Genomic DNA, 15,112 nt, shown 5'->3' on the forward strand with positions numbered 1-15,112 from the left:
TGTCAAACAACTTGGAAAGAGCTGACTATTACGCTGCGTTGTTTTCCTTGACCCCGAATCAATGACAACGCTCTGAATCCTGCATCTTGAAGTCACTTGGGTATAAGAGTCATTTACAAGGAGGAGCGACATGTACCGTTATGTCAGTTCACCAAAAGCGTCAAAGTACATAGTACCGCCACCACAGCATCGCGAGTTGTCGAGTATCGATGTACCGGAGTCAGAACTTGAGATGCGTGAAATTCTGAACAATTGGTTTGCCGATGGATTGGCGCCCATCATTGAAAATGAGGACAATGACATCTCTGCTAATGAGCAACAGCGCTTTGAGCAGCTCAGTCGCACGGTGGGCGTGTTACTGCGTAATAAAGATTACTACTTCGCCACTAAGCGGATTCTTTCGTTGTGGGAGCAAGACTGCTTAGAAACGACTTACGTTAATTATCTGATTTTACGTAGTGAGCGCATACCATACTTCGAATAAGCCCTATTTATAGGCTTAAAATAGTGGTTTACATGGTTTTCTTAGTAACTTTTGACACCTGTATTTAACATTTTTGTAAACATCGTTATATTTAAGGCTCATCGTTGTCAGGAGTTTATGGATGAACCTTACGATATCAGGGAAGTTGCAGCTCAGTTTTGTGCTGCTAGCCGTACTTTTTATGGCATCAGCGGTATTCACGTATCGCAACGTCACTACCGTAGAGCAATACGCCTCTTCGTTACTTAAATCCGATTTACCGACCGTCGACACCAGTCGCGGTATCCAACAGTCCGTTCAAGCGTCGCTGTCCTCGATTCGAGCCTACATGTTGCTAGGTGGCGATGAAGAGGCGAGCGCACGTCTGAGTGAGGACGTGCGTAATATCATGGCATCTACAGACGAGTCGCTTCCAACGTTGCAGGCGTTGATCTCTGAACAGGATTTTCAAGCGATCCAAAGCCAGTGGGACGCGGTAAAAGTTTCTCTAAACAAGCTGATTGAACTTAGCCACAGTGATGAGAACTTACCCGCACACAACCTCTTTATTAACGAAGCGGCACCCATTGCAGAAGTGGCACTTGACCAGCTTCAAAGCTTAATCAACGAAGAGTCAGGAAACCCATTCGGTGGAGACAGAAAACGTCTGTTCAAAGTTTATGCCGACAGCTATACCTCGCTCGCCAATGCACTGTCTGCACTGCGAGATTTCCTGTTATACGGGCAGCAAGATCACCTAGACAAATACCACGACTTGATTAAATACCACAATCAATCTGTGGCGGAAATCGATAGCAAACTCGACAGACTTACTGATAACGACCAATCTTTGTGGTCACTGTTTAAAGAAATGCAGCAACTGTACTTTCCTTTAGCAGAGCAGGTAATTGCATTGCGTCAATCGCCAGAGTGGAACGAATCAAACTTGTTAATGGCGAATGAACTGTTGCCAGCAGCGGATGCACTAGACCAAAGCTTAGAAACGATCGTATTGGCTCAGCAAAGTCGTGCAGATCAAAGTGGACAGGGCATTAATCAGTCGATCAAAAACGTACTCACCACCATGCTGATTGCCGCGGCATTGGTTTTGTTTGCCGCAGTAGCGATTTCAAAATACATGGGCAACACCATTGGTCGCCGAGTGAAAAACTTATCGGAGCGTGCAAAGACGATCGCTTCAGGGGACGTTTCTCAGCCTCCGTTAACTGTTGTTGGGAAAGATGAATTGGCAGACCTTACCGATTCGATTAACCGCATGAACCAATCGTTAGCGAGCATCGTGGCAGGGGTGAGTGAGAAAGCGCACCAAGTGGATACCAGTATGGGGGCTTTGTTGGAATCGGCGCAAGTCACTTCATCGAATGTAGAACAGCAACAGACCAGCATTGTTGAAATGGGAAGCCAATTGGATGAAATCGCTTTAGCCGCGCGTAACACCCTAGATCAAGCCAACCAATCAGTGCAGAAGCTTTCTGATTCAAAAGGCGAGATTGAACAAGGTCGTGATGCTTTAGAGCAAAACAAAGTCACTATGGAAAGTTTGCACGGCAGCATTGAAACCGCGAGTACGCAGGTGACGCAGTTAAGCAAAGAGAGCGAAGCCATTGGCCGAGTCACAGAGGTGATTGAAGGCTTAGCAGAACAAACTAACTTACTGGCATTGAATGCCGCGATAGAAGCAGCGCGTGCGGGTGACCAAGGACGAGGCTTTGCGGTTGTGGCGGATGAAGTACGTATGTTAGCGACTCGCACTACTCAATCGACGACAGAAATCAACGGTATCATCAATGCGATTCAACGCTCGACCAATTCGGTGGTAGAGGAGATTGAACACAGTCAATCACTTGCGGAGCAGGGCGCTGAGCACATTGAAAAAGCGGTAACTCGTTTGCTTGTTACTACTGAGCAAATAGGTTCCTTGAATGAGCAAATGGCAGAACTTGCAGCAGCGGCAGAGCAGCAATCTCATGCGACCAATTCGATCACTGGATTGATGTCCGGTATTACTCAATCAGTGGATGAAGTTTCGAATAACAGCCAACGTGCATCAGAGACATCATTGCAAGTAAAAGAGCAAGTTACTGAGCTGAATCAACAGATGGCAACTTTCAAAACGGCGTAGATAAGGTTTACATCTTTCATCGACTTTTGAACGTTAACCAAATAGTAAAAAAGCCCCAATCCTTTTTACACAAAAAGGGTTGGGGCTTTTTGTTGGATGATACGCCGATATTCGTCTGCTTGCTCATTGGATTTGGCTATTTAAATCATAGCTAAAACCAAATTCTCTTCGCCGAGCCGGAGTCGTAATATGACTCCATCGGCAGCAAATACTGCAAAAGAATTTTTAAACTTTATACCAATCCCGGTAAGAGAATCGTTCGTTACTACGATTGGTATCATCCTTCTAGGAGCAAGATTATGAACAAACAAGTAAGCCTAATTGGTCTAGACAGCGAACAATCAGCACAACTAGCTCAACAGCTCAATCAACTGTTAGCGCATTACCAAGTGTTGTACATGAACTCTCGCGGTTACCACTGGAACATTAAAGGTGCGCAATTCTTCGAACTGCACGTAAAATTTGAAGAGATCTACACTGATCTACAAACAAAAATCGATGAGCTTGCAGAGCGTATTCTAACTTTGGGTCACACGCCAGCGCACGCATTCAGCAACTACTTGGAAGCAAGTGAAATTAAAGAACATCAAAACGCTACTTCTGGTGAGGAGTGTGTACAAGGTCTGGTTCAAGGCTTTAGCGTTCTGCTTCTAAAACAGCGTGAGATTCTACAAAACGCGGGTGAAGCAGATGACGAAGGTACAGCGGCATTGATGGGTGACTACATCCGTGAGCAAGAAAAATTAATGTGGATGCTTAACGCTTACCTACAAGGCTAAGCAGCGCATCACCCAAGCAATCCTTGGGAACGCATGAAACAATCGGGAATAAGTCATAAGGGGCACGCTGGTGCCCCTTTTTTTGTTTGCGTGTTTTATGTGTGCGCTTTATTTGCGTGGTAAGGATTGGAAATGGCTCAGTAAATCGCTGAGTTCATTAAGCGCCAACGAGGCTGAGTCATTGAAGGTTTCTTGATTCCCATGGTGCACAAGGCAAGAGGGCATCTGCGCGTTATACGCTGCCTGCAAGTCGTAAAGGTAATCGCCGACATAAAGCACTTCATCAGGCATCAAACGCCACTCTTTCGCCAATACCTGCAGAGACAAAGGGTCTGGCTTGGGCGGGAAGCATTCACGAGTGATGACTCGTTCTACTGAGATTTGGTTGTGCTCTAGTTTGCGCTGAGTGGCGATTTGGCAGTTGCGCGTCACGATAGCGGTTTTGATTTCATTTTGATGCAAGTGGGCGAGCAATTCATGGCAGCCAATCATTAGAGCAGACTGCTCAGCATCAGAAATCTCGTAATCAAATATCACGTTATGAGCGTGCTCTCGATGATGAGGATGCTCAAGTGCGTCGACAAAATCCAATAGATCTTCACTCTGCGGACAGCCAAGCTGTTGTCGCAATTCGCCGAAGTTCATATCAGAACTCACCAAGGTGTTGTCCAAATCAAACACCACGGCTTTAATTTTATCGAGCTGTAAAGGGAATGGAATCATAATGACCTCGTACAACTTAACCGAACTATCGTTTTAAAAAACAAAAGGTTATTGTTAAGTTTAGATTCTTCTGCTTAGATTGTACGAAAATAAATCACTAGTACGTCACAAATTAAATAGTCTTAACGATTTTAGTGTTTGATTACCTTTCCTCAAGACGAAAGATTTTGCCGCTGTCGGTAGAAAAGTAGATATAACCATCGGGGCTGATGGTTATATCTCTTACTCGCTCACCAAGATTCTCCATCAATCTTTTTGATTCGGTGAGCTTGCCATTCTCAATAGAAACCACGTTGATGTGCGCCAGCTTCAAGGCACCGGCGAGGATTTTTCCGTCCAACTCTGGGTATTTATCACCACGGTACAAAATCATATTACTGGGTGCGATAGAAGGGACGTATACCAGCTTGGGATCTTCCATTCCCGGTAACGACTTAGCTTCACCGACGTCCAACGGACCCCAATATTCTTTACCATGAGAGACTTTTGCCCAGCCGTAGTTCGCGCCTTTCTTGATTAGATTAATTTCATCGCCGCCGCGTGGTCCATGTTCAATAGACCACAGCTGTTTTGTTGCTTCGTCGTAAAACATACCTTGTGGGTTGCGGTGCCCGTAACTCCATATCTCAGGACGAGCTTGGGAAGGTTTGAATGGGTTGTCTTGCGGAACCGAACCATCAAGGTTAAGGCGCAGAATACTGCCAGCATGGGTTTGAGTGTCTTGCCCATTATCACGTTCGCCACGGTCACCGATTGAGAAATAAACTTTGTCGTCTACAAATGAAAGTCGACTGCCGTAGTGACGCCCTGTGTCGGTGATGGCATCAGCAACAAAGAGATCGTTCCAACCCACAAGTTGATTGTTTTGCAATTGCGCCGTCGCTAACGCCACCGTATTGCCTTTACTCGTGCGCTTGCTGTAGGTAAAGAAGAGTTGCGGGTTTTGCGTATCGGCATTCGGTGCGAGTGCAACATCCAATAAACCAGCTTGTCCACTGGTGTTCACATTGGGGACGTTAAACAGCTTTTGAGGTTTGCCTGATGTGATATCCAGCAACGAAACCGTACCGTTCTTTTCATTGACGATAACGCGTTGGTTATCTAAAAACTCGATCCCCCAAGGGATCTGAAATCCATTCGCCACCTCGTTCGCGCGGTATTCGGCAGCGTTGGCAGAAAAGGATAAACAAGTGAGTAGGGCAGCAGCAATCGTTCTCATGGTTCCTTCCAATATGAATCGTGTTAATACTTAAAAGCTAACACTAAAAGACTATGTTTGGCAGAGATTCACTTGTATATGAATGTAAAAAATCCCCGATACGAGATCGGGGATTGAATTAAGGCTAGAGAACTGTTTAGTTAGCGAGATTACATCGCTTCTTCGAAGATCTTAGAAATTTCTTCGTGAGTTGCTTGTTTAGGGTTAGTGAAACCACAAGCGTCTTTCAGTGCGTTGTCTGCTAGTGTTGGGATGTCTTCCAGTTTCGCACCAAGCTCTTTGATACCTGCTGGGATACCCACATCTTTCGCTAGAGTAACGATAGCGTCGATTGCTGCCGCTGCACCTGCTTCAGCAGACATGCCTTCTACGTTTACGCCCATTGCTTTTGCTACGTCACGTAGACGCTCAGGACATACTTGCGCGTTGTAACGCTGTACGTGAGGTAGAAGAATCGCGTTACAAACACCGTGTGGAAGGTCATAGAAACCACCTAGCTGATGTGCCATTGCGTGTACGTAACCTAGAGACGCGTTGTTGAATGCCATACCCGCCATGAACTGCGCGTATGCCATTTGTTCACGAGCTTCTAGATCTTCACCGTTTTTCACTGCTGTGCGTAGATAAGCCTGGATAAGCTCAATCGCTTTAATTGCTACCGCATCAGTGATTGGTGTTGCTGCGATAGATACGTAAGCTTCAATCGCGTGAGTTAGGGCATCCATACCTGTTGCCGCAGTTAGCGAAGCAGGTTTAGCTAGCATTAGCTCTGGATCGTTTACCGAGATAAGCGGTGTTGTGTGCTTATCAACGATAGCCATCTTGATGTGACGCTCTTCGTCAGTGATGATGCAGAAACGCGTCATTTCAGATGCAGTACCCGCCGTCGTGTTGATCGCGATAAGTGGCATCATTGGTTTTGCAGATTGGTCTACGCCTTCGTAATCTGCGATTTTGCCGCCGTTAGAAGCAACAAGCGCGATACCTTTCGCACAGTCGTGTGGTGAACCGCCGCCTAGAGAGATAACGAAGTCACATTCGTTATCAGTAAGAAGTGCTAAGCCGTCGTTAACGTTGCTGATAGTTGGATTTGGTTGAGTGCCATCAAACACAACGGTTGCTACATCGCGCTCAGTGAGAAGGTCTTGAACTTGTTTGACTACACCGATTTGGTTAAGGATCTTATCCGTAACGATCAAACCTTTTTTAAAGCCTTGAGATTGGATGTTGTCTGCTGCGTCTTTCAAACAACCAGCGCCCATTAGGTTTACCGTAGGGATAAAAAATGCACTTGTCATATTGGATAGCTCCGTCGTTATTTTTAATAATCTTTCTTAATTTGCCATTTACTGTCGCACATTCGTTTCCAGATTGAAGTTGATCTAAAGCAAGTTTACCCACTTAGAGGTACTTGCAAGAGAAAAACTGTGACAGTGATCTTGTTGCACTGCGTATAAGTGCAACACTGATATAAAGTAGAACAAATATGAAACTATGGACGCAAACGATTGGCAGAAATTGACTTCTGACGCGGATATATCTCTAAATTCGACTAAAGTATAAAAAATCCCCATTAATAACTTAATTATCAATGGGGATAGGGAAGTGTTTTATAAGCTAACTACTAATAATTAAGCTATTTTAATCAGTTTTGATACTAACTTTTCGATACCTGAAGCCGCTTGAGAGATATTCTCTGCCAACATGTAAGCAGGGGTTGAAAGTACGAGGTGTTTTTCATCAAAAACGATGTCTTCGACAGGGCACGTGGTGTGTTCACCGCCCATTTGATTAAATGCTATTGAGACTGCCTCATCGTTGCCTACCGTTCCTTTCACGCCTTGCTCATAAATCATCGGAATAATGACAGGAGAAATACACAGATAGCCAGCTGGTTTTTTCGCATTAGCAAACGCGCGACAAGCTTGAGCTACGTGTGTGTTAATGGAGCACTCCGCACCCGAAACAGCGAAGTCGGTTAAGTTTTTCGCGGCACCAAACCCACCTGGAAGCAGTAGGGCATCGTATTCATCGACGTTAAGTTTGGCGACATCGTCAATATTTCCGCGTGCAATACGAGCTGATTCGATCAATACGTTACGTGTTTCATCCATTTCGTCACCAGTTAGGTGATTGATGACGTGGAGTTGGTCAATGTTAGGTGCAAAGCAGTGCCAAGTTGCACCTGCCTTCTCGATGGCGTAGAGCGCCAACACTGCTTCGTGGATCTCAGAACCGTCGTAAACGCCTGAACCACTTAAAATGACTGCGACTTTTTTCATGTTTGGATTCCTTTACTCTGAACGTTCCTTAGATTGCTCTTCGCTATCTAGACCATGCGTTTCCGAATGTGTTTTAACGTTTTCACTCTCGTTGTCATCTTCATCATAGTAGCGCACAACAAAGGGTGTAAGCATAACACTAGAGGGCAGAAAATGTTTCATATCGACTCCAACGGCTTAATAGAATGATTTTTATACTGATTTTTATAAAACAGTACGTTGAACCTGATCATTTTTGAGTTAAGCTGACGTTTCCTTTGGCATTCGTGAGTGGTAGGTCACATGAAATCAGTGCAATTTCGTTTCACACTTTATGGTTGTATCGCGATTCTCTCTTGGAGTTGTCTGCTTGGCATCGCGAGGTTGGTTACGGAGAGTTTAGGTCCTGTAGGCGGGGCAGCCATGTTGTACTCTCTTAGCTCTGTTTTCCTTCTTATCGTGGTCGGTATTCCAAAGTTGTCTTACTTTTCTCCCAAGTATCTTGCGCTTGGTGGTGCGATGTTCGTCTGTTATGAAATATTTCTCGCTCTATCTTTGGGATATTCCAACTCGCGCGCGCAGGCAATTGAGGTGTCGATTGTCAATTACCTTTGGCCCGCACTGACGGTTTTATTTGCGGTCCTTGGCAGCAATAAAAAAACAAACTGGTTGCTTTATCCCGCAGTTACGCTGGCGTTTGTTGGGGTTGCTTGGACTGTGAGCGGTGAGAATGGCTTATCCATAACTCAGATCATGTCCAATGTTAGTAGTAACCCTCTGGTGTATTTTATGGCTTTCGCTGGCGCGGTTATATGGGCTTTTTATTGCAACTTAACCCAAAGGCAGCAATCTAAACATAATGCGATTACCCTGTTTTTTATTGCAACAGCTGTTTCGCTTTGGGTCAAATACGCGTTTACGGATGAGCCACCAATGACATTCAGTTGGGAAGCGATGGGGTACTTAGTGGCCTCTGCGGCTTTAATGGCTGGTGGTTATGGTTTATGGAATATCGCGATCGTTGGCGGCAATATGGTTTTTCTCGCCACCTTGTCTTACTTCACACCCATTTTTTCCGCTTTATTTTCTTCCATTATTCTTGGCGTAACTCTGAGCCATAGCTTTTGGCAGGGCGTTGTGATGGTAACGGTGGGCTCGCTGATGTGTTGGTTAGTCACCAAAGAGAAGCGCGAAGCGGCTGGGTAAGTTACCAACGAGATCAGAGAATTTAAGTGAGCAACGAACAGATCTCCCTTGCGAGCTGTATTCGAATACGAAGAAACTAAATCGAAAAAATTAAAAAAGCTCCCGAGATTGGGAGCTTTTTATTGAGTTTTAACGGCTCTTTGGTGGCACTCTAATAAGCGACGTTCAAGTGTAGTTGAAGCTTGAATCTGTGCTTCGACAGTCGCTTGATAAGCTGCTTACGAGTGTGCTCTAGTGTATCAAGCTCCAATGTGTCGTCATCAATATGTACGTCCACATTTACTCGTAGCTCTTGGCCCACCTTCGTTACGCCAGCCAGTTTCAATTGATGCTCAGTTACTTTTTCAATCTCAAGAACATCTTTGCCAACGCTCTGACACAGCTCTTTGCTTGGTGCCATCATTAGTAGTTCACGTAAGGCACCTACTAGCATATCGAACGGTACTTTGAGGAAGTAAAAGCCCATTAAAACCATCATCATGGGGTCGGCATATACCGCATACTCAGAGAATGGCGTTAGTGAAACAGCCCAAGCCGAGATAAATCCTACGGTCACCGCCACACTCAACAAAGTATCCATTTGCCACTGTTTTTTCTCCGCTTCAATCAAGCCTGATGAGAAGCGGCGGCTGCGTTTCGCCATAAACCACCAAGCGTAACCACAACCGATAACATTCACGATGCCGAATAAGGTCGCAATAGAAGCATCGACCTCGCGACCTCCAGACATCAATGCTGATATCGCAGAGTAGAGAGAGAAGCTTACAACCACTAAAATGACGGCTGCTTTTATCGCAATAACGATTGGTTCTAAGACCGCTTTTCCAAATGGGAATACAGATTTTGAAGGCTTGTTAATATAGTAAGAAGCGGCCAGTGACAATAAAGTTAACAGTAAGCTGACCAAAGAGTAAACACCGTCAAACACGATGACAATTGATCCTACAAGCAAGCCAAGTACCATACCACCAGCAGCGAACCCAGATGCCAAAAGGGCTGAAATGGTTAGAATACGGTTTTCGTTTTTGCTTGTCCTGTCACACATAAAAGATGCCTTTGAATTTTAATACCTTACTATTCTTCGCTCATAAGGTAATTTAGGCAACCACAAAGTGACCAGTAACTAATCTAAAAAATTGCGTTTTTATTTATATTCCTATAAAACAATGGCTTACTGTGATTTTTTGGTGTCAGTAAAATTGACACTCACTGATAAAATGTTTAGAAGTCAAATAAATACTCGCTCAATTTATCTGCTAACCACGTCATTGCTGGATGCTCAGTATGGCCGTTAGGTGAAAACATACAGTAGTCTTCTTGCGTCAATCCGTATGTGTGTTTGATAACGGCGAGCTTCTGCTGACGAAGGTAATGGCGGATTAATGGTTCTGGAAGCACGCCCCAAGCGTCTTCTTCTAAGATGGTGTTCAGCATGTAGTCAAAACTCGAAAAACCAATATATCGAGTCGAGAAAGGTTGCAGTTCAGGGTTGTCTTTCTCATTTAGGTACACCATTAGTGCTTGCATCTGACTACGTAGATCTTCGTCTGAGACACGGCGCATCTTACTTAGGCGGTGTTCTACACTGCATACTGACATCATACGTATCTTGCCTAATGGGTTATATACGATACGAGGATCGTCTACTCGCTCATAATCAACGCCGAAAGCAAAATCTACTTGGTGGGTACTGACCAAGTTGGCTAAGTCGCCACTGGATGCCAAGATTAAGTTGAAGGTTGTTGAAGGAAAGCGGTTATTCAATGTATGAGATAATTCTTGCCAGAGATCATCAGGTAAGGAGTCGTCACGTGCTACCCAAACTTCCGCGTTAAACCCTTCCGAGATTTGAGCGCAGGTCTTTCTGACCCGTTGTGCGATGATAAGTAGGTGTTCGCAATCTTTGTAAATGGCTTTCCCAGCTTCAGAGAGGGTGAGCTGGTTGCCAGTTCGGTTAAACAATTCAACGTCGAGATCTTTCTCTAATGCCTTAATCGACATACTGAGTTTGGTACGATTGCAGTCGAGTTGCCTTGCCGCTTCAGAAACAGAACCACACTCAGCGATGGTGCAGAAGGCTTCTACTTGAGTTAAGTTCATGATTTGACACAACCAATAAATGAATTCAAATAATTTGGGTATTATGCAGATGCGCTCCCAAAGCCATGAAAGATTATCGAAAAAAACGCGAATCCGCCAGATAAGTCTATGGTCTTTTAACGGTTTTGCGGTAATCTATGTGGGTTACAAAAAGTGAACATGGAGGCCACGATGGCACAAGATTGGGACGGCTTAGCAAAAAACTGGGAATCAAATCCAGCAACAGAGCAATTTGCGCAGTCGGTGTTTGAGCAGTTACAACAGCTAACTCAGCTTGATGGCATTAAAGTACTAGATTTTGGATGCGGAACAGGGCAGTTAAGTCAACGATTGTCACCGATGGTTAAAGACATCGTAGCATTAGACGCATCGGAAGCCATGATTGAGGAACTCGATAAAAAAGAGCTCGTCAACGTAGAACCTGTGGTAGATGCATTATCTCGCGGCTTGGTCGCTCAGCATCCGGCCTTTCGTGGACAGTTCGACTTGGTGGTTGCATCATCAGTTTTAGCGTTTGTGGAAGACTTAGACGCGTCATTAACGATCTCGCATTCTCTACTTAACCACGGCGGCTATTTTGTTCATTTTGATTGGATTGCAGAATGTGAACAAGACGGTTTTACCCTTGCGAAGTCTGAGCGTGCACTGAAAGAAGCGGGTTTTACTGAAGTTGAATCGCAACACGTTTTTGACATTACATCTGATGGTAAAACAATGTCGGTATTAATGGGGCTTGGTCGTCGCTAATACCGCTGAATAAAGAACAAAAAATGACAAAAGCGAGCTAACAAGCTCGCTTTTTTCTTATCTGATGAGGATATATGTAACTTCACTTGCTCTAAACAAGCGTCGTGGTGCAGGCAAGGACATACTCGAACAACTTAGTCTTCGGAGGTTATTTTGAGACGACTATCCTGCGTATCTCCTCCAGCACTTCAGGGTTGGCTATTGCGCCTAAATTTTCGACGCTTCGGTTGTTAACGACTTGCTTAACGGCTAACTCGACCAGCTTTCCTGAGCGTGTCTTAGGTATATCGCTTATTGCGTAAATTGCACTAGGTACATGCCTTGGAGAACATGCAGACTTTAGCTGTGCTTTGATGGAAGCGATCATCTCGTCATTGAGCTCTACCCCTTTGACTAATTGGACAAACAGCCATATTTGTTCGTTGCGATCGACTTCTTTTCCTACTGCGATCGAATCTAGAATACCGTCTATACAGTTCACTTGCTGATAGATTTCGGCCGTGCCGATTCTTACGCCACCGGGATTCAACGTGGTATCACTTCGACCATAAAACACGTATCCCCCAACGCTGGTCTGTTCAACATCATCGCCGTGGTGCCAAATATTGTCGAATTTATCCCAATAAGCGCGATGATATCTCTCACCGGTGTCGTTCCAAAAGCCAGCAGGGAAGTTGGGTAATGAATTGGCACAAACCAACTCGCCGCGCTCTCCCATTACGCTATTACCTTGTTGGTTAAAGACTCGGACATCGACCCCTAACCCTGCTGATTGGCACTCTCCCCGATAAACGGGAGAAATAGGGTTGCCTAATACAAAGCAGCCACAAATGTCTGTTCCGCCAGAAATCGAGGCGAGGTGTACATCTTCTTTAATGTGCTGATAGACATAATCAAACTGTTCTGGATACAGAACAGAGCCCGTTGAGCAAATGGTTTTCAGACTTGGAAATGCATCACTTTTCTGCGGAGAAAAAGATGCTTTTTCCAGCGCCTCTAGGTATTTTGCTGAGGTTCCAAACAGCGTCACTTCGGCTCGTTCTGCGAGGTCCCAGAGCACATCATGAGTGGGGTAAACAGGGCTACCATCAAAAATCACCAAACATGCACCGCTCGCGAGTGAAGAAACGTGCCAGTTCCACATCATCCAACCGCAGGTCGTGTAATAAAACACGCGTTCGTTCGGTTGAATATCGCAATGCAGTTGATGCTCTTTCAAGTGATTAAGCACCGTTCCGCCGACGGAATGAACGATGCATTTCGGTTTGCCTGTTGTGCCTGAAGAATAAAGCACAAATAGCGGATCGTTAAAATTCACACGAGTAAAAGTCAGCGCTTCGGGTGTGTATTGATTCAGGACGTTTTGCCAATCTTGGGTGCAGACATCGCATTCAAAAATGTGTGGTTTAAGGTAGCTAATTTGGCAAACTTGTTTAAGACCATCAAGATGATCCGCAATATGCTGGTTTTTCTCAGACATATCGAAAGTTTTGCCATTGAATGTATAGCCATCACAAGTAAACAGGATTTTGGGTTTCACTTGACCAAAGCGCTCCAAAACGCTTTCGACGCCAAAATCAGGTGAGGTGGAAGTCCAGGTCGCCCCTAAACTGGTGGTTGCTAGCATAGCTATCACCGTTTGAGGTAGGTGAGGTAAATAACCAGCGACGACATCACCTTGCTTAATTCCACATTCTTTCAACCATTGCTGCACACTCGAAACTTCTTCGCACAATTGTTTCCAGGTGTAGGTCTGTTTTTCTTCACGTTCATTTTCAAACCAAATCGCGAGATCATCGGGTTGGTGACACGCGTAGGTTAGCAAATTTTCGGCGTAGTTAATTTGCGCGTTTGGGAACCATTTTATATCCCTATTTTCAACAGGCTGCTGCCAGCGACTTTATGATCGCTCTTTTATGGTCTCTCCCGGAGTGCCAATGACGTCGCAGAATAGCCAAACTTCCTGCCAAAATTTTTCTACATGATCGAGTGACCATTGATGCAGATCAGCGAAGCTTTCAAGGGTATTTCCTTGTCGATTAATGTGTTCAATAAACTGTGTAATGTTGGCTTCTTCGATACGACTGTCGCTCGGTTGCCATACTTTGCTGCTCTCGCGCATAGGTCCCTCTATAACAAAGTGATAACAGGTTTTAGTGTGAGAGGAATACACGATAAAGTCAAACAAGCCAGATATTATATCGTGTCATAAAAATCATGCAGTTACGATGGGTTGTAAACAATATGTTACATCAGGATAATGCTGAGAAAATCGCGCAGGGATTGGAAGCTCTTAAGACTACAGATAGGCTTAATGTAAAGGATTTGTTAATGGAGATGAGCCATGACCCAGTATCGTTCTAAACCCGTAAACCAGGAAGGCAGGGTTGAATGGAGCCGTGAAGAAGACGCCATTTGGCGAGATTTGGTAACACGACAAATGGGTGTGATCCAAAACAGAGCTTGTGAGGCTTATTTACACGGTTTGACGCTGCTTGATTTACCTCAAGACCGCGTTCCTCAGTTGCCAGAAATTAATCGTGTCTTGATGGATACAACAGGTTGGCAAGTGGAGCCCGTTCCCGCGCTTATTGATTTCGACCGATTTTTTAATCTACTCGGTAATAAGCGCTTTCCAGTCGCCACATTCTTGCGTACAAGAGATGAGTTCGATTACTTACAGGAGCCAGATTTCTTCCACGAAATATTTGGTCATTGCGCGATGTTAACCAACCCAGACTTTGCTGCATTTACCGAGCATTATGGTCAACTAGGGCAAGCCGCTACCCCAAAACAAAGAGCCTATCTCGCTCGCCTCTACTGGTTTACCGTAGAGTTTGGCTTGGTGAAAGAAGGGGACAAAACCAAAATTTACGGTGGTGGTATTCTTTCATCTCCTGGCGAAACCCTCTACGCATTAGAGAATGATGCAGCAATTCGCGACCCATTTGAATTACAAACTGTGCTGAGAACGCCTTATCGTATCGACATCATGCAACCGAAGTACTACGTGATTGACGACTTTTCTCAACTTTTTAAAATCAGTCAGTTAAATTTATTGAAACAAGCCGATCTAGCGATTGAAGCTGGACTGCTTCCTCCACTTTTTGAACCAAAGGAACCTGCTCATGTTGAATGAACAAAAATGCGAAGCTTGTAGTATCGATGCCATTGCACTAAGCAAAGAAGAACAACAATCTCTGCTGCTGCAATTGTCTGATTGGCAGATCATTGAAAGAGAAGACATACCTCAACTAGAAAAGGTGTATAAATTTAAGAACTTCAAACAAGCATGGGCTTTCAGTAACAAAATCGCGGAACTGGCAGAAGATGAGTTCCACCATCCTTCTATTTTGTTGGAATGGGGTAAGGTCACCGTAACGTGGTGGAGTCACTCTATCAAAGGTCTGCATAAAAACGATTTTATCTGCGCATCAAAGTGTGACGCGCTAGCATCGGCAGAGTAGGACA

Annotated in this window: 14 protein-coding genes and 1 pseudogene; 7 read left to right on the forward strand and 8 right to left on the reverse strand. The window is 44.7% G+C overall.

The genetic code is table 11. The features are described 5' to 3' along the window. The first annotated feature begins 130 nt into the window (after positions 1-130). The 3 genes from R8N49_RS01015 (at position 131) to R8N49_RS01025 (ending at position 3,385) form a co-directional block, all read left to right on the forward strand. Positions 131-484 (forward strand): hypothetical protein, encoded by a 354-nt coding sequence (locus R8N49_RS01015; protein WP_033906832.1) that lies wholly within the window; start codon positions 131-133, stop codon positions 482-484. A gap of 121 nt (positions 485-605) precedes the next feature. After that, on the forward strand, positions 606-2,606 hold the full coding sequence (locus tag R8N49_RS01020) for a methyl-accepting chemotaxis protein (RefSeq protein ID WP_053303759.1): 2,001 nt from the start codon (positions 606-608) through the stop codon (positions 2,604-2,606). Positions 2,607-2,905: 299 nt separating this feature from the next. Further along, entirely contained in the window at positions 2,906-3,385 is a 480-nt protein-coding gene (locus tag R8N49_RS01025; RefSeq protein ID WP_005388254.1) for a Dps family protein, read from the forward strand. A 108-nt stretch (positions 3,386-3,493) separates the two neighbouring features. On the opposite strand, the gene R8N49_RS01030 is transcribed toward R8N49_RS01025, so the two are convergent. From R8N49_RS01030 to R8N49_RS01050, 5 genes are all read right to left on the reverse strand, one after another. Continuing rightward, on the reverse strand, positions 3,494-4,108 hold the full coding sequence (locus R8N49_RS01030) for an HAD family hydrolase (protein ID WP_186585191.1): 615 nt from the start codon (positions 4,106-4,108) through the stop codon (positions 3,494-3,496). Positions 4,109-4,250: 142 nt separating this feature from the next. Beyond that, positions 4,251-5,327 (reverse strand): PQQ-dependent sugar dehydrogenase, encoded by a 1,077-nt coding sequence (locus tag R8N49_RS01035; protein ID WP_186585193.1) that lies wholly within the window; start codon positions 5,325-5,327, stop codon positions 4,251-4,253. A 149-nt stretch (positions 5,328-5,476) separates the two neighbouring features. Then, positions 5,477-6,625, reverse strand: coding sequence for an L-threonine dehydrogenase (yiaY, locus tag R8N49_RS01040; protein WP_186585195.1), 1,149 nt, complete (start codon positions 6,623-6,625; stop codon positions 5,477-5,479). 333 nt (positions 6,626-6,958) lie between these two features. Next, a complete protein-coding gene (elbB, locus tag R8N49_RS01045) occupies positions 6,959-7,609 on the reverse strand; it encodes an isoprenoid biosynthesis glyoxalase ElbB (RefSeq protein WP_017634378.1) in 651 nt (216 codons plus the stop codon). A 12-nt stretch (positions 7,610-7,621) separates the two neighbouring features. Beyond that, positions 7,622-7,771 (reverse strand): hypothetical protein, encoded by a 150-nt coding sequence (locus R8N49_RS01050; protein ID WP_017634379.1) that lies wholly within the window; start codon positions 7,769-7,771, stop codon positions 7,622-7,624. A 120-nt stretch (positions 7,772-7,891) separates the two neighbouring features. On the opposite strand from R8N49_RS01050, the gene yddG reads away from it, so the two are divergent. Beyond that, positions 7,892-8,794 carry an aromatic amino acid DMT transporter YddG gene (gene yddG / locus R8N49_RS01055; protein ID WP_005389394.1) on the forward strand — a complete coding sequence of 301 codons (903 nt, stop codon included), beginning with the start codon at positions 7,892-7,894 and terminating at the stop codon, positions 8,792-8,794. A gap of 151 nt (positions 8,795-8,945) precedes the next feature. Here the strand turns inward: yddG and R8N49_RS01060 are convergent, their stop codons facing one another. Then, complete coding sequence (locus R8N49_RS01060) at positions 8,946-9,839, reverse strand: cation diffusion facilitator family transporter (RefSeq protein ID WP_053303754.1); 894 nt, start codon at positions 9,837-9,839, stop codon at positions 8,946-8,948. Positions 9,840-10,015: 176 nt separating this feature from the next. Beyond that, positions 10,016-10,894: a LysR family transcriptional regulator gene (locus tag R8N49_RS01065; protein ID WP_005375568.1), complete on the reverse strand. Its 879-nt coding sequence runs from the start codon at positions 10,892-10,894 to the stop codon at positions 10,016-10,018. Positions 10,895-11,065: 171 nt separating this feature from the next. Between R8N49_RS01065 and R8N49_RS01070 the strand changes: the two genes are divergently transcribed. Further along, positions 11,066-11,641: a class I SAM-dependent DNA methyltransferase gene (locus R8N49_RS01070; RefSeq protein ID WP_017821100.1), complete on the forward strand. Its 576-nt coding sequence runs from the start codon at positions 11,066-11,068 to the stop codon at positions 11,639-11,641. A 148-nt stretch (positions 11,642-11,789) separates the two neighbouring features. On the opposite strand, the pseudogene R8N49_RS01075 reads toward R8N49_RS01070, so the two are convergent. Continuing rightward, a pseudogene (locus tag R8N49_RS01075) lies at positions 11,790-13,763 on the reverse strand (acetoacetate--CoA ligase). A gap of 222 nt (positions 13,764-13,985) precedes the next feature. Here R8N49_RS01075 and phhA point away from each other — a divergent pair. After that, a complete protein-coding gene (gene phhA, locus R8N49_RS01080) occupies positions 13,986-14,780 on the forward strand; it encodes a phenylalanine 4-monooxygenase (protein WP_170893317.1) in 795 nt (264 codons plus the stop codon). After that, complete coding sequence (locus R8N49_RS01085; protein ID WP_005375563.1) at positions 14,770-15,108, forward strand: 4a-hydroxytetrahydrobiopterin dehydratase; 339 nt, start codon at positions 14,770-14,772, stop codon at positions 15,106-15,108. Before phhA ends, R8N49_RS01085 begins: the two co-directional genes overlap by 11 nt. Positions 15,109-15,112: the final 4 nt, after the last annotated feature.

This window comes from Vibrio sp. 1978 (assembly GCF_033344345.1).